Raw genomic sequence first — 17,134 nt, forward strand, 5'->3', positions numbered from 1 at the left:
CATAGTCATCCGGAACTCCAGCCGGGACAGGCCCGGACAAAGGCGGTTAATCCGGTGACACTGAACATTCTGCACGATCAGCGGGTCGTCCTGCTGGACGGAGAGGAGATCGCGCTGGGCGCGCGGGCCTTTGACGTGCTGGCGCATCTGGTCGAACACGCCGACAGGGTGGTGTCCAAGGCCGAACTGCTGGACGCGGTCTGGGCGGGGCTGATGGTGGAGGAAAGCAACCTGACCGTGCAGATCGCCGGGCTGCGCAAGGCGCTGGGCCGTGAAACGATCAAGACGGTGCCGGGGATCGGATACCGCTACATCGTTCCGGACAGCGGAACCGACGAAGCCACCCCCGAGCCGGTCAAGACACTGCCGGTGCCCGATATTCCATCGCTGGCGGTGCTGCCCTTTGCCAATCTGACGGGATCGGAGGACCGCGACTACCTTGTCGATGGCATCGTGAACGAGGTCATCATGGCGCTGTCGCGGGTGTCGGGCTTTTTCGTGATCTCCAGCACGTCGAGTTTCAACTACAAGGGGCGCAGTATCGACCTGTCAGAGGTCGGGCGGGAACTGGGCGTGCGCTATGTGCTGGAGGGCAGCATCCAGCAGGCGGGCGACCAGATGCGCATCTTTACTCAATTGGTCGAGGCGGAAACCGGGCATACGTTGTGGCGTGACCGCTTTGACGGGTTGGCCAGCGAGATATTCGAGTTGCAAGACCGCGTGGCGGAACATGTCGCCGCCGCGCTGGAACCGCGGCTGATCTGGGCCGAGGCCGCGCGGGCACAGGCCAAGCCGACCGAGAGCCTTGCCGCCTATGATCTATGCCTGCGCGCCGCGCCACTGGTCTATCGGCAGAACACGCTGGACAGCCTGATCGAAGGGCTGGACCTGCTGCGGCAGGCGCTGGCGCTGGACCCGGAGTATTTGCAGGCCAAGGCACTTATTTGTTACGCCCATACCGGGGCGGTGGCGACACGCTGGTGGACGTTTGAGCAGGCGCGGGCCGCGCTGCCGCTGGCGCATGAGGTGCTGGAAGCCAACCCCGAAGACCCGCTGGCACTGGCCTATTGCGGGCATTACATCGCCTATGTGGGCGGCGAGACGCGGCGCGGGTTGACGGCGTTGCAGCGGGCCAAGGTGCTGAACCCCAATTCAGCCACGGTGGCGATGCTGCTGGGCTGGGTTCACAACTATCTCAGCGAAAACGAGGCGGCGATTGCGGAACTGCGCCGGGCCCGCCGGATCAGCCCGCTGCATCCGGATATCGGGGTCATTACGGCGGGCATCGGCAATGCGTTGTTCCAGATGGGCAAGATTGACGATGCGGCGGCGCAGTACGAACAGGCGTTGAGCGAATACCCCGAGTTTGCGACCATTCATCTGGGTCTGATGGGGATCTACTGGGCGCTGGGCCGCAAAGAAGAGTCGGCCCGGATGGCAGAGATCCTGCGGCGCAAGGCACCGGACACGACGATTTCCAATTTTCGCAAGAACCGGCCACAGGACAATTCCACCTACATCGAGGCGATTGCCGCCGCGCTGGAGGGCAACGGCTTTCCGCCTTAGCGCAGCAGGCGGTCGACGGCGGCGCGGGCCTCGGCGCGGCGGGTCTGGGCGGCGAGGATCTGTTCGGGCGATTTGCGTGGGCGGGTGGATTGGCGGGTGGTTTGGCGGGTCAGGATGGCGCGGATCAGTCCGGCAAGGCCCGCAAGGGGGGACCGGGCGGCGAGGGGTGTGCGGGTCTGGATCTGAAGGAAGGCCATTGTCTGCTCCTGCGTTTGACTGGATCGGTGAAGTGATCCTGTCACGCAGGGGGCTGTGCGGTCCTGAAGCGGGTCTTAAACGATCTTAAGCCGTTCCGAAAATCGGGAAACCGGCGGTCAAGCCGTTCAAGTCAGGTGCTTTTCCAGACCTTGCAGCATGGCCAGGCAGGCGGCCAGCTGATCACGGCTGACGTATTCGTCGGGTTTGTGTGCCTGTGCGATGGAGCCGGGGCCGCAGACCACGCAATCCATGCCCAGCGACTGAAACAGCCCGGCCTCTGTGCCAAAAGCGACCACGTCCAGCCCGTTGGCGCCGGTGAGGGCAGAGACGATGCGGGCCGCCTCGCTGTCCTTGACCGGGTCCAGACCTTGGGTTTCGGCGATGACCTCGCGGGTGATCGTGGCCTCGGCATGGACGGCGCGCATGGCGGGCAGCAGGCTGTCGGCAAAACGGTCGATCTGTGTCAGGACGTGATCGGCGTCGGACCGTTGCACGGGGCGCATTTCCCAGTCGATTTCCGCGTGGTCGGGGATGACGTTATGGGCGTGACCGGATTGAATGCGGCCAATGTTCAGCGTGGTCCAGGGCGGGGTAAACGGGCTGCCGTCCGGGGCGCGGCTGCGCAGGTCTGCTTCCAGTTCCATCAGCCGACCGGCGTAGCGCGTGGCGCAGACGGCGGCGTTGACGCCCTGATCGGGGGCGGACCCGTGGCCCGCGCATCCGGTGATATGGGTGGTGTATTCGTAGCAGCCCTTATGCCCGTTGATGACGCGCATCATGGTCGGCTCCCCAAGGATGGCGGTGGCCGGGGAGAGGGAGCGGGCACGCAGCTCTTCGACAAGGGCGCGGGCCCCGAAACAGCCGGTTTCCTCATCATAGGTGAGGGCGATGTGGACCGGCCGTGTCAGCCGCCATTCCGCGATTTGCGGGGCCACGGCCAGCACGCAGGCGATGAACCCCTTCATGTCACAGGCACCGCGCCCATAGAGCCGCCCTTCGCGGTCTTCCATCACAAAGGGGTCGGAGGTCCACTCTTGGTCCTCGACCGGGACCACGTCGGAATGGCCGGACAGGACCAGCCCGCCGTCACCCTCTGGCCCGAAGGTGGCGAAGAGATTGGCCTTTGTCCCGCTTTCGTCCAGCGAGACGTCGCAGATCGCGCCCAGCCCTTTGAGATAGTTGGAGGCCCAGCCGATCAGGTCGAGGTTGCTGTCGGCGGACACGGTGGGAAAGCCGATCAAATCGCCCAGCAGGCCCTCTGTGCGGTAGAGCAGGTCCATGTCAGTCCTTCACGAAGAGCTTGCGCGGGCGGTCGCAGAGGCATTCCGCCGGGCCTTCCTCCTTGATCAGGATGGATTCGGTGATTTCCAACCCCCAATCCTCCATCCAGAGACCGGGCATGAAGTGGAAGGTCATGCCCGGTTTTAGCACGGTTTCGTCGCTGGTGCGGATGGAAATGGTGCGTTCGCCCCAGTCGGGCGGATAGCTGAGGCCGATGGGATAGCCGCAGCGCCCGGTGCGGCGGATGCCGCCCTTGGCCAGCGCCTCATAGAGCGCGCGGGCGATGTCCCCGGCGGTGTTGCCGGCGCGGGCCGCCTGCAGCCCCATTTCCAGCCCTTCGACCAGCGCCTTTTCCGCGTCCAGCATGTCCTGGGGTGGTTTGCCAAGGAAGACGGTCCGGCAGAAAGGCGCGTGATAGCGGCGGTAACAGCCGGCGAGTTCGAAGAAGGTCGCCTCTCCCTTGGCGAAGGGGCGACCGTCCCATGTCAGATGCGCGGCAGAGGCATCGAGGCCGGAGGGCAGCAGCGGGACGATGGCGGCGTAATCGCCCCAGTGGCCGTCCGCGCCGCGGATCGCGTCGGCGTAGATTTCCGCCACCAGCTCATTCTTCGGTAGGCCGGGTTCGACCCGTTCGAGGATGCCATCGACCAGCTTTTCCGAGATGCGGGCGGCGCGGCGGATAAAGGTGATTTCCTCATCGGATTTGATCGCACGCTGCCAGTTCACCAGCGCGGTGGCGTCGACCAGTTCCGCGTCGGGCAGTTCGGCGAGCAGGGTCATATGCGCCTTGGCCGAGTAATAGTAGTTTTCCATCTCGACCCCGATCCGGGCGGTGTCCAGCCCGCGGGCGCGGATGTGGCTGGCCAGATCCTGCATCGGGTGGCGGTCGGTGGCCTGCACGAAATCGTCGGCGTAGCCAAGGATGCGTTCGGGGGGCATCCAGACCGTGCGCAGCGCGCCGTAGCCGTCCATCGCGCGGCCCCACCACAGCGGCGCCTCACCGGGAATGACAAGCACGCCCTGATGCACGTAGAAGGACCAGCCGTCATAGCCGGTGAGCCATGCCATGTTGGACGGATCCTCGACAAACAGCGCGTCCAGTCCCAGCGTTTCCATGCGCTTTTCGACAAGGCGCAGGCGGCGGTCGTATTCCCCTTGGGAGAAGGGCAGGTTGGGGGCTGTCATGATCTGTGCCTCTCACATGGTCCGTCCCGTCATGATTTGGCGAAACGCAGGAACTGCAAGGAAAAACCCTGCCTGACAGCTTGCAGTGGTAGGTGGCGATTGGTCATTGTGCAGCAGGTGGACCGACGCAGGATGCGCCGAAAGCGACCGGGCGAGGGAGCCATGACGGAATTCGCGCCGGACACGGCGCTGACCGCGCGTTTGTTATCCGAGAAGGCAGGCAAAGCGACGGTCATCCGGCCCTGAAGGCGCAGCTTTTTGACCACGGTAAACCAAGGGTTCAAGCGCGCGAAAGATACCTGCCGCCTGATTGGCGCCTGTCAGCTTTACACGCGTGTTCAGGCCCTGCGCCGTCTGCCGGTTCTCTTGACAAGGCCCGAGATGTGACGTGCGTCCCCGCGGGGCCTGTTACCAATTGTGTCGGCGACGCGAGGCAAATCCCAGAATGCCCAGACTGGCCAGAAAGAGCGGCAAGCCTGCGGGAAGTGGCACCGGGGATGGCGGATTCCGCGCTTCGAAATGGAATATTGTCGGCGTAAAACTTCCCCCAAGTGCCCAATTTCGCATGGTGGGGTCGCCGGGAACCTGCCCCGACCCGGTTGCCCGCACCCCTGTGACCGTGCCGTAGGCGAAGGATTGAGAGGGAACCGCGCTCATATAGCTGGTTCCGGTGGTCAAATCCGTGAAGATGTTGGTCCAGATGCCGTCGAGCAGGATTTCGAGTTCAAAAGTGACCGGGAACCCGGCTCCGTTGTTGGTAAAATAATACCCTTGGCTCGTGATATTCACCAAGGTGTCAGCCTCAAACCCGGTGAAACTGATCGAGGCGGTTGTAAACTCGTTCGGGCCGCCCAATCCCCCCCAATTGACCGAAGCGGCATGGACGGGCGCAGAGAGAAAACCTGCGGCAATGGCTGCAGAAAGTACTGTTCGTTTAAATTGTAGCATCATGATCGTTCCCTTCGGAAAAATGCTCGATTCCCTGGGATCGCTGCCTCAAAGGGTGCCGTGTCGACACCGCAGGCGTACATCACGCCTAGTAAATCCTACCGTATTTCATGCTGTTGAGGCAAGCCGCCTGTCTTTTGACCTTTGCGCGGAGGCTGTTCTGCTTCGGCGATCCTGGTCTTTTGCCCGGTTTCGGGAACACCTGGCCGACCCGCTGGAAACGCCCCGCAAAATCGGTTAGCCATGCAGCATCCCCCGCAATAAAGGCATTGCGCGCTGCTGCAGGGGAGCGAGGAGCCTCTGGCGCCCGATGCGTGCGACACGGGGCTTCCTTTATTCGTCAGACAGCGGCGCGCCGCCGCGCAAGAGGAGCCTGTGATGCTGAGAAACGATCAACTGGACCAGTGGGACCGCGAAAACTTTTTCCACCCGTCGACCCATCTGGCCGAATTCGCGCGGGGGAACCTGCCGAACCGCGTGGTGACGGGCGGCAAGGGCTGTCATATCGAGGACCGTGACGGCACCCGCCTGCTGGACGCCTTTGCCGGGCTCTATTGCGTGAACGTGGGCTATGGCCGTCCCGAAATCTCCGAGGCGATTGCCGAGCAGGCGAAGGAACTGGCCTATTACCACGCCTATGTCGGCCACGGTACCGAGGCCAGCATCACGCTGGCCAAGATGGTGCTGGACCGTGCGCCCGCGGGCATGTCCAAGGTCTATTTCGGCCTCAGCGGCTCGGACGCGAATGAGACCAACATCAAGCTGGTCTGGTACTACAACAACATCCTTGGCCGTCCTGAAAAGAAGAAGATCATCTCTCGGTGGCGGGGTTATCACGGGTCGGGCCTGATGACCGGCTCGCTGACCGGGCTGGAGCTGTTCCACAAGAAGTTCGATCTGCCGCTGGCGCAGGTGCTCCACACCAAAGCGCCCTATTACTATCGCCGCGATGACCTGAACCAGACGCCGGAGCAGTTCACCGCCCATTGCGCCGCTGAGCTGGAGGCGCTGATCGAACGCGAGGGGGCGGATACCATCGCCGCCTTCATCGGAGAGCCAGTTTTGGGCACGGGGGGCATCGTGCCGCCGCCGCCGGGCTATTGGGAGGCGATTCAGGCGGTGCTGACCAAGCATGACATCCTGCTGATCGCCGATGAGGTGGTCACCGGCTTTGGCCGTTTGGGCACGATGATGGGCTCTGACCACTACGGGCTGAAGCCGGACCTGATCACCATCGCCAAGGGTCTGACCTCGGCCTATGCGCCCTTGTCCGGGTCCATCGTGGGGGACCGCATGTGGAAGGTGCTGGAGCAGGGGACCGATGAAAACGGCCCCATCGGCCACGGCTGGACCTATTCGGCGCATCCCATCGGGGCGGCGGCGGGGGTTGCCAACCTCAAGCTGCTGGACGCGCTGAACCTGGTGCAGAATGCGGGTGAGGTGGGGACCTATTTCAATCAGGCCCTGACGCAGGCGCTGGGCGATCATGCCCACGTCGGCGAGGTGCGCGGTGCGGGCATGATGGCGGCGGTGGAATTCGTCGCCGATCGCGACAGCCGGACGTATTTCGATCCGTCCAAGAAGGTGGGGCCCAGCGTTGCGGCGGCGCTGCTGAAGCGGGGCGTGATCGGGCGGGCCATGCCGCAGGGCGACATCCTTGGCTTTGCGCCGCCGTTCTGCCTGACCACGGCAGAGGCGGATGAGGTCGCGGGCAAGACCGCCGAGGCCGTGGCCGAAGTGCTGGGCTGACGCAACGCCAGTGGTGATGGGGCGCGTCCGTGGGTGCCACGGGCGCGCTTTTTTTTGTCTGCGAAAGCGCTGTCTGTTGCGGGGCGGCGGGCTTTGCTATTGCCGTCAGAGGCCTATGTGAGCCGAAGCGAAGGACGGTGGCATGTTGCTAGATGTTAAGGGTGTGAGGAAATCCTATCCCGGCGTGGACGGGCCGGTGCCCGTTCTGGCGGGCGTCGACCTGACGCTGGATCAGGGGCAGACGCTGTCCCTGCAGGGGGAGTCCGGTTCCGGCAAGAGCACCCTTTTGCATCTGGTCGGCGGGCTGGACAGCGTGGACGCGGGCAGCATCCACCTGAACGGGCAAGAGATTTCCGGACTGGGAGAGGCTGAGCGCGCGGCCCTGCGGCGCAGCGAAGTCGGCGTGATCTTTCAGCAGTTCAACCTGATCCCCTCGCTGACGGTGCTGGACAACATCCGGTTTCAGGCGCGGCTGTCGGGCCGCGAGGATGCGGCGCGTACCTCGGCACTGATGGCCAGGCTGGGGCTGGAGGCGCAGGGGGCGAAATACCCCGAGCAACTGTCCGGTGGACAGCAGCAGCGGGTGGCGATCGCGCGTACCTTGGCGGCGCGGCCGCGTCTGATCCTGGCGGATGAGCCGACCGGCAATCTGGACGAGGCGACGGCGGCGGATGTGCTGGACGAGATGCTGTCGCTGGTGGCGGAAACCGGGGCGGCGCTGATGGTCGTGACCCATTCGGCGGCGGTGGCGGCACGGATGGACCGGCAATTGCATCTCAGCGCCGGGCGGCTGGCATGACGCGCGCCTGCCTGCAGGCGCTGCTGTCGCACTGGTGGCGCAATCCCCTGCAATTGTTCACCTTTCTGGCGGGACTGGCGCTGGCCACGGGGCTGTGGTCGGGCGTGCAGGCGATCAATGCAGAGGCGCGGGCCAGCTATGACGCGGCGGCGCAGACGCTGGGCGAAGGGCGGTTCGATCAGTTGATCCCTCGTGCAGGCGAAAGTTTACCGCAGGAGGTTTACATCTCGCTGCGGCGGGCGGGCTGGCAGGTGTCACCCGTCGTTGAGGGACGGTTGCGCCTGCCGGATGGGGCGGTGCGCATCGTCGGGCTGGACCCGCTGACCACGCCCGGCAACCTGAGCCCGGTGGCGACGGCGGATGATCTGGACCTGAGCGCGTTTTTGTCCGACGGCGTGCTGTTTGCCAATGCAGAGGTGGCGGCGCGCCTGCAGGGGCAGGTGACGCAAAAGGTGATCGTGGACCCGAACCTTGCCCCCGATACGGTGGTCACGGATGTGGGTGTGGCGCAGCGCCTACTGGACCGGGCCGGGCGGCTGACCCGGCTGATCGTGGTGCCGCAGCAACCGCTTGGGGTGCCGCCGCTGGAGGAGATCGCGCCGGGTCTGAGCCGCGTGGCCGCGCAGGGATCGAGCGACGTGGGGCAGTTGACGGACAGTTTTCACCTCAACCTGACGGCCTTTGGCCTGCTGAGTTTCGCGGTTGGCATTTTCATCGTGCATGGCACCATCGGGCTGGTCTTTGAACAGCGGCGCGGCATGGTGCGGACCCTGCGCACGCTGGGCGTGCCGCTGCGCCGTCTGGTGGTGCTGATGGCGCTGGAACTGATGGCGCTGTCGCTCTTGGCCGGGGTGCTGGGCGTGCTGTTGGGCTATGCCGTGGCGGCGCTGTTGCTGCCCGGCGTGGCGGCGACGCTGGAGGGGTTGTACGGTGCGCAGGTGGCAGGCGGGCTGCAACTGCGCCCGGTCTGGTGGGTGTCTGGCCTCGGGATCGCGGTGATCGGTGCCGGGCTGGCCGGGGCCGGGGCACTGTGGAAGATCGCGCGGATGCCGATCCTTGCCAGCGCGCGGCCCCGCGCCTGGGCCGTGACATCCGGGCGGGGCCGGTGGGGGCAGGCGGCGCTGGCGCTGGTGTTGCTGGCGGCGGCCCTTGTCCTGACCCTGCTGGATCTTGGCCTGATCGCCAGTTTCGTCATGCTGGGCTGTCTGCTGCTGGGCGCGGCGCTGCTGTTGCCCCTGCTGTTGGGCGCGGTTCTGGCGCTGGGTCAGTCGCGGGCCAAGGGCGCGCTGACCGGCTGGTTCTGGGCCGACACGCGGCAGCAATTGCCGGGCCTCAGCCTTGCGCTGATGGCGCTGCTCTTGGCGATGGCGGCGAATGTGGGAGTCTCGACCATGGTGTCGAGCTTTCGCCTGACCTTTGTCGATTTCCTTGATCAGAAGCTGTTCGCCGAGAGTTATGTGCGCGGCTTCGATGCGGCAAAGTTTGCCGAGATGGACGCCTATCTGCAGGGGCGCGGCGCGGTGGTCCTGCCTTTGCTGTCGGTGGATACGCGGGTTCAGGGCGTGCCGGCAGAGGTTCTGGGGATCCGGGCGGGGACCGGCTATGCCGAGCACTGGACATTCCTGCAGGCGGAGCGTGGTTTGTGGGACCGGGTCGCCAGCGGCGAGGCGGTGATCGTGAACGAACAGCTGGCGCGGCGCGCGGGTGTGGGGCTGGGCGATGACCTGCCGCTTGGGCCCGGGCTGAGCCTGCCGCTGGCGGGGATTTACGGCGATTACGGCAATCCGATTGGTCAGGCGGTGGTGTCCGAGGCGCGATTCAGCGCGGCCTTCCCCGACGAGGCGCCGCGCCAACTGGCGGTGATCGGCCTGTCGGCGGCGGATCTGCGGGCGGATCTGGGCGCACGCTTTGGCCTGCCCGAAACCGCCGTGATTGACCAGCACGCGCTGAAGGCGTTTTCCCTGCAGGTGTTCGAGCGGACCTTTTCCGTGACCGCAGCGCTGAACGTGCTGACGCTGGCCGTGGCGGGATTTGCCATCCTGATGAGCCTCTTGACGCTGGCCGCGATCCGCCTGCCGCAATTGGCGCCGGTCTGGGCGATGGGGCTGACGCGCGGCGCGCTGGCGCGGGCGGAACTGGTGCGGGCGCTGGTTCTGGCGGCGTTGACGGCGGTGCTGGCGCTGCCGCTTGGGCTGGCGCTGGCCTGGGTCCTGCTGGCGGTGGTGAATGTCGAGGCGTTTGGCTGGCGGCTGCCGATGTACCTGTTTCCATGGCAATATGCGCAACTGGGGGCGTGGACGCTGATCGCGGCCGGTCTAGCCGCGCTTTGGCCCGCGCGGAAACTGGCGCGCACCCCGCCGAGCCATTTGCTGAAGGTCTTTGCCAATGAACGTTAGGGTGTTGATTTTCCTGATGCTCTGGCCCTTTGCGGCGCTGGCGCAGGGGTTTGCCGGGCTGGGGACAGAGGCGGATGGCTTTGCCGTACCGCAGCCCGACCCGGTGTTCGATTTTCCCGCCGATCACGGCCCGCATCCGGACTATCGCATCGAGTGGTGGTATCTGACCGCCAACCTGAAAGGGCCGGAGGGGCGGGATTACGGGTTGCAATGGACGCTGTTCCGGTCCGCCCTAGCGCCGGAAGAGCGGGCGGGCTGGACCTCTCCGCAGGTGTGGTTTGGCCATGCCGCAGTGACCACGCCAGAGGCGCATTATGCCGCCGAACGCTTTGCCCGCGGCGGGATCGGGCAGGCGGGGGTGCGGGCGGCGCCGTTCGAGGCATGGATCGACGATTGGCAGATGGCGGGCGAGACCTTCGATGCGCTGACCCTGCGCGCCAGCGGGGCAGAGTTTCGCTATGACATGGCGCTGCAGACGGAAGGGCCCTTGGTCTTTCACGGGCGGGACGGCTATTCGGTGAAATCCGCGCAGGGGCAGGCGAGTTATTATTACTCGCAGCCCTTTTACCGGATCGAAGGGGTGCTGACCCTGCCCGAGGGCGAGGTGCCGGTCAGCGGCTCGGCCTGGCTGGACCGGGAGTGGTCCTCTCAGCCGCTGGCGGAGAGCCAATCGGGATGGGACTGGTTTTCGCTGGCCTTCGACACGGGGGACAAGCTGATGGGATTCCGGCTGCGCGAGGAGGGCGGGGAGGGCTATACCTCCGCCACCTGGATCGGGGCGGATGGCGCGGTGACGGCCTATGGCGACGGGGACTTTGCCGCCGAACCGCTGGACCGGGTTCTGGTGGCCGGCCGGCAAATGCCGGTGCGCTGGCAGGTGCGGCTGCCGGAACGCGGCGTGGATGTGACGGTTCAGGCGGTGAATGATGCCGCGTGGATGGATCTGGCGATTTCCTACTGGGAGGGGCCGGTGCGGATCACGGGCAGTCACACCGGGCGCGGCTATCTGGAAATGACCGGCTACGAGTGAGGCCGGGCAGGGGATTTCAGCCGATGGCCCGATGCGCCGCTGGACAAGCCGCGCGGAAGTGCCCCACCTTGACCCCGCGCCTGTCCGGCCCATTCTGAGGGCGGACAAGCCCTAATTCCGACGGAGGACACCTTGGATCATTTCATCACCCGCCGCGCCCTGTTCGTTACTGCGGCGGCCTCTGCCGCGCTGGCCCTGGCCCTGCCGCGGGCCGTTCTGGCGGCGGCGACCCATGACGTGCAGATGCTGAACGCCCACCCGGAAAACAAGCGGTTGCGGCAGGTCTTTCTGCCCCGCGTGCTGGTGGCGGAGCCGGGCGACACCGTGCGTTTCGTGGCGGCGGACAAAGGGCATAACTCTGCCGCGACCGAGGGCATGTTGCCGGATGGCGCCGTGGAATGGGGTGGCAAGATCAACGAGGAGGTCGCCGTCACGCTGGAGCAGCCGGGATTTTACGGTTACCAGTGCACGCCGCATTACGCCGCCGGGATGGTGGGACTGATCATCGTCAAGGGCGCGGGCATGATGGACAACCTGGAGGCCGCGAAAGCCGTCGGGCACCGCGGCAAGGCCAAGGCCGTCTGGGGCGACATCTGGGCCGAGGTCGAGGGGATGGACCTGTCGGCGTGATGCCGGTGCGGAGCTGCTCACATTGGGTGAGCATGCATCACAGTGGGCCAAGGGCACGTGCGCAGGGGGCAATGCGTGCCCCTGGGTGCGGTCGTTTTTCGAGAAAGGGAAGACTGGTGGCGTGGGGGGGACTCGAACCCCCGACCTAACGATTATGAGTCGTTCGCTCTAACCAACTGAGCTACCGCGCCATTCAGTGGGTGGTCGGATACGGAAGGCGGGGGCTGGCGTCAAGCCCGATTTCGCCAAAAAGCGCAGGCAAGGGTTGGGTCGGCGGGGGTTCTCTTGCTGTCAGGTCGTCGCAGCGCTTTCCGCGCGCCATGCCGAGGGTGACTGGCCGGTGACACGCAGGAATTCACGGTTGAAATTGGACTTGGTGTTGAAGCCGCTGGCATAGATCGCGTCCGTTACGGGCATGCCGCCGGACAGCAGGTCACAGGCGTGGCGAATCCGGTAGCCGTTTACATGACGTGAGACGTTTTCGCCGGTTTGCCGGTTGATCGCCGCAGACAATTGCTTGGCCGGCACCTGCAGGCGGCGCGCCAGACGGGCCAGCGTCAATTCGGGTTCCAGAAACAACTGATCCGCCGCCATCAACTGATCCAGTCTCGCCAGCAGGTGGGTGTCGTCGGCGTCGACGGTTTCCTCAGGCACGCTCAGCGGCGGCTCGGCCTCTGCCGGGGGTCTGCCATCGCGCGTCAGGGCCAGCACGGCGACCATCAGCAGAGACAGCGAGGAGACAAGGCTGACCACCACCCCATGTACCCTAGGGTGGCCATAGAGAAAGGCCATGGAGATGACCACATCGCCGATGGCTGACAGGATCAGCGCGGCGGCCAGCCCTTTCCAGATCCGGGCGGGCCAGGGCCCCGCATCCAGCCGCGCGCGGGGAAGCGGATTGTCCGCGCGCAAGGCCCAAAGAATGGCCCCTCCATAGCCGAAAAACAGCAGCGGCACCGTGACATCCAGGGCCGCCGGGACGGCAACAAGGCAGAACAGGCCAAACGCGGGCGCCAGAGCGTGCGGCGCGGCCTGCGCCAGCGTCACCCTGTCGAACAGGGCGGCGCGAAAGGCCAGCCAGGCCAGCGGCGGCAGCGCGCAGGCCACCAGCGGCAGCAGCGGAGACAGCCAGCGCAGTCCGTAGAAATGCACCAAGGAGATCGCAAGGCTCTGCCATGCGCAGAGGGCCAGCAGGGCTGTCACCTCGCGCCCCATGCCGCCCTGACGCAACGACTGGGCCAAAAGAAAGAGGATCAGACAGGCAAAGATCAGCGGCAGGGGCAGGGCGATCATGGGGGTCCCAACTGTCGGTCGGTTCGAGGACGTCCTTAAACCGGTTCGGAACGTCCGAAAACCGGATAAAGGACGCGCGCGCGGCAAGATTTCCCGAGGGTGGCGGCATCGCAACCGCTCTTTGGAGAGACAAGATGAAACACCTTATGACCGCCGCCCTGATCGCCCTTGGCGGGCTGGCGCAGGCGCAGCCGCTGCTGCCCGGTTTCGACCGGATGGACGTTCAGGCCGCGCACCGTGCCCGCCCGCTGGAGGCGAGTTTTTACTATCCCGCAGCCAATCCGACCTACATGACCCGCATCGGCGACAACCCGATTTTCAAAGGCGTGCGGGTGTTCATGGGCCCGCGCTTTGGCGAAGGGCGGCATCCCTTGGTGCTGTTCTCTCACGGGTCGGGCGGCAGCATGGACAACATGGCGTGGCTGCTGGCCGGACTGGCAGAGCGGGGCGCCATCGTGCTGACGGTGAACCACCCCGGCAGCACCAGCGGCGACAGCTCACCGCGGCGCTCCGTTCGGCTGGATGAGAGGGCATTGGATCTGAGCGCGGCGCTGGACCAGTTCCTGGCAGAGCCGGAGTTCGCGGGCGCGGTCGACCCGGACCGGATCTATTCTCTGGGGTTTTCACTGGGTGGCGCGACGGCGCTGGGATTGGCCGGGCTGCGCTTTGATGCGGGGGCCTATGCGCCCTATTGCGAGGCGGACACCGCGCGGTCCGATTGCGCGTTTTTCGACAAGGGCGGCGTCGATTTCCGCAACCTGCCAGAGGGGTTTTCAGCCGACGCCCGCGACCCGCGCGTGACGGGGGCCATGGTGATTGATCCGGCCTTTACCTTTGTCGCGACGCAGGACAGCGTGCAGGCGCTGGACCTGCCGACCCTGTTGATCAACCTTGGCAAGGATAGGCGACTGGGGGCGTCGGATATGGGACCGGAGGGCAGCGATTTCGCCGCGCGGCTGCCGCAGGCACAGTATGTCGAGTTGGCCCCGGCCATCCATTTCACGGCGCTGCCCGAGTGCAAGCCCATGGCAGCCGCAATTCTGGAAGAAGAACAGGACGATCCGATCTGTACCGATCCGGAGGGCACGGACCGTGGGGCCGTTCACGCGCAGATATTGCAGGCCGTGGCCGGTTTCATGGGGCTGGAGTGACCAAACAGGGGGGGCGCCCTATGGCGCCCCCATCCGTCATTTCACGATCTTTTCGTCTTTGACGAACATGTTGCCCCAGGCGCGGTCGATCAGTTCCGGGGTCATGCGGTAGGGGATGCCTTCGAAATCGCAGATCGCGATCATCTGGTCGATCAGGAAGATCGGCTGATAGTTGGCGTAGATGTTGTCGATGGTCGGGTATTTGTTCTTGAGCAGGTGGACCAGCGCAGCCTCGTCCAACTGCATCTTTTTCTTGCGGGCGACCAGCGAGAAGATCTTGAGGAAGTTCTGCTGGTTCGGTCCGTCGATCTTGATCTTGAAAAAGATACGGCGCAGGGCCGCTTTGTCGAAGATCTCGTTCGGGTGGAAGTTGGTCGAGAAGATCACCAGCGTGTCGAAGGGGACCTCGAATTTTTCACCCGACTGCAGCGCAAGGATGTCCTTTGATTCCTCCAGCGGAACGATCCAGCGGTTGACCAGTTTCTGAGGCGGTTCGGCCTGACGGCCAAGGTCGTCCACGATGAAGATGCCGCCGGTGGATTTTAGCTGCAGGGGCGCCTGATAGGTGCGCGCGGTGGGGTTGTAGACAAGGTCCAGCATGTCCAGCGAGAGTTCACCGCCGGTGATTACCGTGGGCCGCTGGCACATCACGTAGCGCCGGTCGAACCGCGTGGTGCGGCGCAGGCTGAGCGGGTTCTCGACGTCGCCTTCGGCCTTGGAATGCACGATGGGGTCATAAACGGTGATGACCTGACCGGAATATTCGATGGCGCGCGGGACGTAGATCTTGTCGCCCATGGCATCGCGGATGCCGTTGGAAATCGAGGATTTGCCGTTGCCCGGGGGCCCGTACATCAGGATGGAGCGACCGGCGGACACAGCCGGGCCGAGGTTGGAAATCAGGTCGTCCGGCAGGACGAGGTGGCCCATGGCGCCGGTCAGTTGTTCGCGCGAAATCTGGATGTTGCGGATCGACTGGCGTTTGACCTGTTCCCGGTAGACATCGAGCGGGACCGGCATGGCGCCGAAATATTCCGACTGCGCCAGCGCATCCAGCGCGCGGGCCTTGCCGCTGTCGGTCAGCTGATAGGGCATTTCGTTCACGGTCTCTCCGGCGGCGCCGAGGGTGCCCATCGCCTCCATCAGGCCCTGACTGCGGCACATGTCGATGATTTCCTGGGTCACAGGGACCGGAAGGCAGACTGTGCGGGCCAGTTCCGTGACCTGGTTGGTGTTCTTGCGGAACATCGTCTTGAGGATGATGTCGCGCATCATCACCAGGGGAAGCTGCATTTCTTCGATGCGCTTCGGCGGCGGCGGTGCCACGACGGTGCCGGTTTCCATGTTCATGTCTGAACTGCCCTCAACTGCTTTTGCGGCCAAGGTGACAGGGGAATGTGGCAGGATGTGGGAGCGGGTTGGGAAAGACGCGGACCTCAGAGCCGCAAGGGCCCTGTCGCCGAAATCCCGGATCCCGGCCAAGTCTGAATTTGGGGGCAGCGGGGAGTGCGCCGACAGCCCGGGGGAGGCGTGTCGACGCGATCCCGTGTCAGGGTGTGTGCTGGCCGTATAACAACCCAAGGGCAAGGTAGATCGCCAGCGTGCCGCCAAGGGCCATGCCCATCGGAAAGCGCGTGCCGCTTTGCCAGCTGTGCCAGTCGGGGGCCATCTGGCGGAGGGGGGTATGTTTGGCCAGCCGGTGCGCCACAAAGGCGGCCACCAGATTGGCGGCAAAGAGCGCCATCAGGAACCGCAGGTCGCCGATATGGATCAGCGGCGCGGCGGCGGCGGCGAACTTGGCATCACCCGCGCCCATCGCGCCGCCCGCGTTGAGCGCGATGCCCGCCACCAGAACCACCACCAGATGCAGGTAGCGCCAGAGGTAATCCTCCAGCGGCAGCGCGATCACGCCGACAAAGAGATAGACCCCGACCAGCGTCAGAACCGCATGGTTGGGAATGCGCATCCCCTTGATATCCGTATAAAAGATATACAGACAGATCGGCAGGACAAAGGGCAGGAACCAGGCCGCCGCAACGGCGCTCTGCGACATCGGCTCAGGCCTCTTCGAGGGCCGAAAGCGCGCGGGACGCGGCGTCGAAGTGCTGCGGGTGGGTTTCGATCGCTTCGCGCAGCAGGGTCTTGCCGGTTTCCACGTCGCCCCGCTTGATCGCCGCAAGGCCAAGCGTGTGCAGCAGTTCGGCCCGTTCCACCTGCGTCGTGGGGATCACGGGGAGGCTGTATTTGCCCTGCGCGCCACGCGCCATGACAAGGTTGTTCTTGGCGGTGAACAGCTTGTCATCATGGCGGATGGAATCGACGAACAGCTTTTCGGCCTCGACGAAATCGCCGCGCGTAAGCTTGGAATAGCCCCAGTTGTTCAGCACGGAGGCAGGGGTGGTGGTCAGACCCACCGCGACCTCATAAAAGCTGTCGGCCTTTTTCCATTCCTTGTTGCCGTCGGCGATCATCGCCTCCAGCCGGTAACGCTTGAAGGTTTCATGGGTGGGGGGAATGGCGTCCAGCACCTTTTCCGCCTGATCCCATTCGCCGGCGCGGATCAGCACGTCGGCCAGCTGCACGCGGTCATCGTCGGTGCTGTCCTTGTGCTCGACAACCTTGGCCCAGGCGACCTTGGCCTCGTTGACGCGCTTGGCGCGGACGAGGGAAATCGCCAGTCCGCGCATGGCGTCGATCCGGTCAGGGTTTTCCGCGCTGGTGCGCTGAAAGTAATTCACTGCCTCGTTCGGGTCGCCAACGGTGAGCATGACCTCGTTGAGGCCGGTTTCATCGACCACGTTCACGCCTTGGAACTTGCGGTCCATTTCGGCCTTGTCGATGCCTTTATCACAGCCCGACAGCACGACTGCCGCGGCCGCACAAACTACGAGAATGGGGTGGCGCATCT

Annotated in this window: 15 protein-coding genes and 1 tRNA gene; 7 read left to right on the top strand and 9 right to left on the bottom strand. The window is 64.9% G+C overall.

The window, feature by feature from the left end:
• The first annotated feature begins 54 nt into the window (after positions 1 to 54).
• Positions 55 to 1,566, top strand: a complete 1,512-nt coding sequence (locus ACTXGA_RS05475; protein WP_443392132.1) for a winged helix-turn-helix domain-containing protein — start codon at positions 55 to 57, stop codon at positions 1,564 to 1,566.
• Here the strand turns inward: ACTXGA_RS05475 and ACTXGA_RS05480 are convergent.
• The 4 genes from ACTXGA_RS05480 to ACTXGA_RS05495 all read right to left on the bottom strand — a co-directional run bounded on the left by ACTXGA_RS05480 (position 1,563) and on the right by ACTXGA_RS05495 (position 5,181).
• Positions 1,563 to 1,763, bottom strand: a complete 201-nt coding sequence (locus ACTXGA_RS05480) for a hypothetical protein (protein WP_443392133.1) — start codon at positions 1,761 to 1,763, stop codon at positions 1,563 to 1,565. The genes ACTXGA_RS05475 and ACTXGA_RS05480 overlap by 4 nt on opposite strands.
• 126 nt (positions 1,764 to 1,889) lie before the next feature.
• Positions 1,890 to 3,044 carry an acetylornithine deacetylase gene (argE, locus tag ACTXGA_RS05485; protein ID WP_443392134.1) on the bottom strand — a complete coding sequence of 385 codons (1,155 nt, stop codon included), beginning with the start codon at positions 3,042 to 3,044 and terminating at the stop codon, positions 1,890 to 1,892.
• 1 nt (position 3,045) lies between these two features.
• Positions 3,046 to 4,230, bottom strand: coding sequence for a M24 family metallopeptidase (locus ACTXGA_RS05490; RefSeq protein ID WP_443392135.1), 1,185 nt, complete (start codon positions 4,228 to 4,230; stop codon positions 3,046 to 3,048).
• 408 nt (positions 4,231 to 4,638) lie between these two features.
• Positions 4,639 to 5,181: a hypothetical protein gene (locus ACTXGA_RS05495; protein WP_443392136.1), complete on the bottom strand. Its 543-nt coding sequence runs from the start codon at positions 5,179 to 5,181 to the stop codon at positions 4,639 to 4,641.
• Between the two features lie 375 nt (positions 5,182 to 5,556).
• Between ACTXGA_RS05495 and ACTXGA_RS05500 the strand changes: the two genes are divergently transcribed.
• The 5 genes from ACTXGA_RS05500 (at position 5,557) to ACTXGA_RS05520 (ending at position 11,782) form a co-directional block, all read left to right on the top strand.
• Entirely contained in the window at positions 5,557 to 6,927 is a 1,371-nt protein-coding gene (locus tag ACTXGA_RS05500) for an aspartate aminotransferase family protein (protein ID WP_443392137.1), read from the top strand.
• A gap of 142 nt (positions 6,928 to 7,069) precedes the next feature.
• Positions 7,070 to 7,726 (top strand): ABC transporter ATP-binding protein, encoded by a 657-nt coding sequence (locus ACTXGA_RS05505; RefSeq protein ID WP_443392138.1) that lies wholly within the window; start codon positions 7,070 to 7,072, stop codon positions 7,724 to 7,726.
• A complete protein-coding gene (locus tag ACTXGA_RS05510; RefSeq protein WP_443392139.1) occupies positions 7,723 to 10,122 on the top strand; it encodes an FtsX-like permease family protein in 2,400 nt (799 codons plus the stop codon). Before ACTXGA_RS05505 ends, ACTXGA_RS05510 begins: the two co-directional genes overlap by 4 nt.
• Entirely contained in the window at positions 10,112 to 11,152 is a 1,041-nt protein-coding gene (locus tag ACTXGA_RS05515) for a lipocalin-like domain-containing protein (RefSeq protein ID WP_443392140.1), read from the top strand. The genes ACTXGA_RS05510 and ACTXGA_RS05515 overlap by 11 nt, the downstream gene beginning before the upstream one ends.
• Positions 11,153 to 11,284: 132 nt before the next feature.
• Positions 11,285 to 11,782 (top strand): pseudoazurin, encoded by a 498-nt coding sequence (locus ACTXGA_RS05520; protein ID WP_443392141.1) that lies wholly within the window; start codon positions 11,285 to 11,287, stop codon positions 11,780 to 11,782.
• A 114-nt stretch (positions 11,783 to 11,896) separates the two neighbouring features.
• On the opposite strand, the gene ACTXGA_RS05525 is transcribed toward ACTXGA_RS05520, so the two are convergent.
• Positions 11,897 to 11,973: transfer RNA gene (locus ACTXGA_RS05525), tRNA-Met, on the bottom strand.
• A 100-nt stretch (positions 11,974 to 12,073) separates the two neighbouring features.
• Positions 12,074 to 13,075: a helix-turn-helix domain-containing protein gene (locus ACTXGA_RS05530; protein WP_443392142.1), complete on the bottom strand. Its 1,002-nt coding sequence runs from the start codon at positions 13,073 to 13,075 to the stop codon at positions 12,074 to 12,076.
• Positions 13,076 to 13,209: 134 nt separating this feature from the next.
• Here ACTXGA_RS05530 and ACTXGA_RS05535 point away from each other — a divergent pair, with 134 nt between their 5' ends.
• A complete protein-coding gene (locus ACTXGA_RS05535; protein WP_443392143.1) occupies positions 13,210 to 14,226 on the top strand; it encodes an alpha/beta hydrolase family protein in 1,017 nt (338 codons plus the stop codon).
• 36 nt (positions 14,227 to 14,262) lie between these two features.
• Here the strand turns inward: ACTXGA_RS05535 and ACTXGA_RS05540 are convergent, their stop codons facing one another.
• The 3 genes from ACTXGA_RS05540 to ACTXGA_RS05550 all read right to left on the bottom strand — a co-directional run bounded on the left by ACTXGA_RS05540 (position 14,263) and on the right by ACTXGA_RS05550 (position 17,132).
• Positions 14,263 to 15,576 (bottom strand): DUF8689 domain-containing protein, encoded by a 1,314-nt coding sequence (locus ACTXGA_RS05540; protein ID WP_443392144.1) that lies wholly within the window; start codon positions 15,574 to 15,576, stop codon positions 14,263 to 14,265.
• A 199-nt stretch (positions 15,577 to 15,775) separates the two neighbouring features.
• On the bottom strand, positions 15,776 to 16,279 hold the full coding sequence (locus ACTXGA_RS05545; RefSeq protein ID WP_443392145.1) for a prepilin peptidase: 504 nt from the start codon (positions 16,277 to 16,279) through the stop codon (positions 15,776 to 15,778).
• Positions 16,280 to 16,283: 4 nt separating this feature from the next.
• A complete protein-coding gene (locus ACTXGA_RS05550; RefSeq protein ID WP_443392146.1) occupies positions 16,284 to 17,132 on the bottom strand; it encodes a tetratricopeptide repeat protein in 849 nt (282 codons plus the stop codon).
• Between the last annotated feature and the right edge of the window lie 2 nt (positions 17,133 to 17,134).

Origin of the sequence: Antarctobacter jejuensis (genome assembly GCF_052266595.1) — a bacterium.
GTDB classification, from domain to species: domain Bacteria; phylum Pseudomonadota; class Alphaproteobacteria; order Rhodobacterales; family Rhodobacteraceae; genus Antarctobacter; species Antarctobacter jejuensis.

Coding starts and splice junctions, on each gene's coding strand:
- ACTXGA_RS05480 (WP_443392133.1), bottom strand. CDS start 1,763: ATGGCCTTCCTTCAGATCCAGACCCGCACACCCCTCGCCGCCCGGTCC.
- argE (WP_443392134.1), bottom strand. CDS start 3,044: ATGGACCTGCTCTACCGCACAGAGGGCCTGCTGGGCGATTTGATCGGC.
- ACTXGA_RS05490 (WP_443392135.1), bottom strand. CDS start 4,230: ATGACAGCCCCCAACCTGCCCTTCTCCCAAGGGGAATACGACCGCCGC.
- ACTXGA_RS05495 (WP_443392136.1), bottom strand. CDS start 5,181: ATGATGCTACAATTTAAACGAACAGTACTTTCTGCAGCCATTGCCGCA.
- ACTXGA_RS05500 (WP_443392137.1), top strand. CDS start 5,557: ATGCTGAGAAACGATCAACTGGACCAGTGGGACCGCGAAAACTTTTTC.
- ACTXGA_RS05505 (WP_443392138.1), top strand. CDS start 7,070: ATGTTGCTAGATGTTAAGGGTGTGAGGAAATCCTATCCCGGCGTGGAC.
- ACTXGA_RS05510 (WP_443392139.1), top strand. CDS start 7,723: ATGACGCGCGCCTGCCTGCAGGCGCTGCTGTCGCACTGGTGGCGCAAT.
- ACTXGA_RS05515 (WP_443392140.1), top strand. CDS start 10,112: ATGAACGTTAGGGTGTTGATTTTCCTGATGCTCTGGCCCTTTGCGGCG.
- ACTXGA_RS05530 (WP_443392142.1), bottom strand. CDS start 13,075: ATGATCGCCCTGCCCCTGCCGCTGATCTTTGCCTGTCTGATCCTCTTT.
- ACTXGA_RS05535 (WP_443392143.1), top strand. CDS start 13,210: ATGAAACACCTTATGACCGCCGCCCTGATCGCCCTTGGCGGGCTGGCG.
- ACTXGA_RS05540 (WP_443392144.1), bottom strand. CDS start 15,576: ATGAACATGGAAACCGGCACCGTCGTGGCACCGCCGCCGCCGAAGCGC.
- ACTXGA_RS05545 (WP_443392145.1), bottom strand. CDS start 16,279: ATGTCGCAGAGCGCCGTTGCGGCGGCCTGGTTCCTGCCCTTTGTCCTG.
- ACTXGA_RS05550 (WP_443392146.1), bottom strand. CDS start 17,132: ATGCGCCACCCCATTCTCGTAGTTTGTGCGGCCGCGGCAGTCGTGCTG.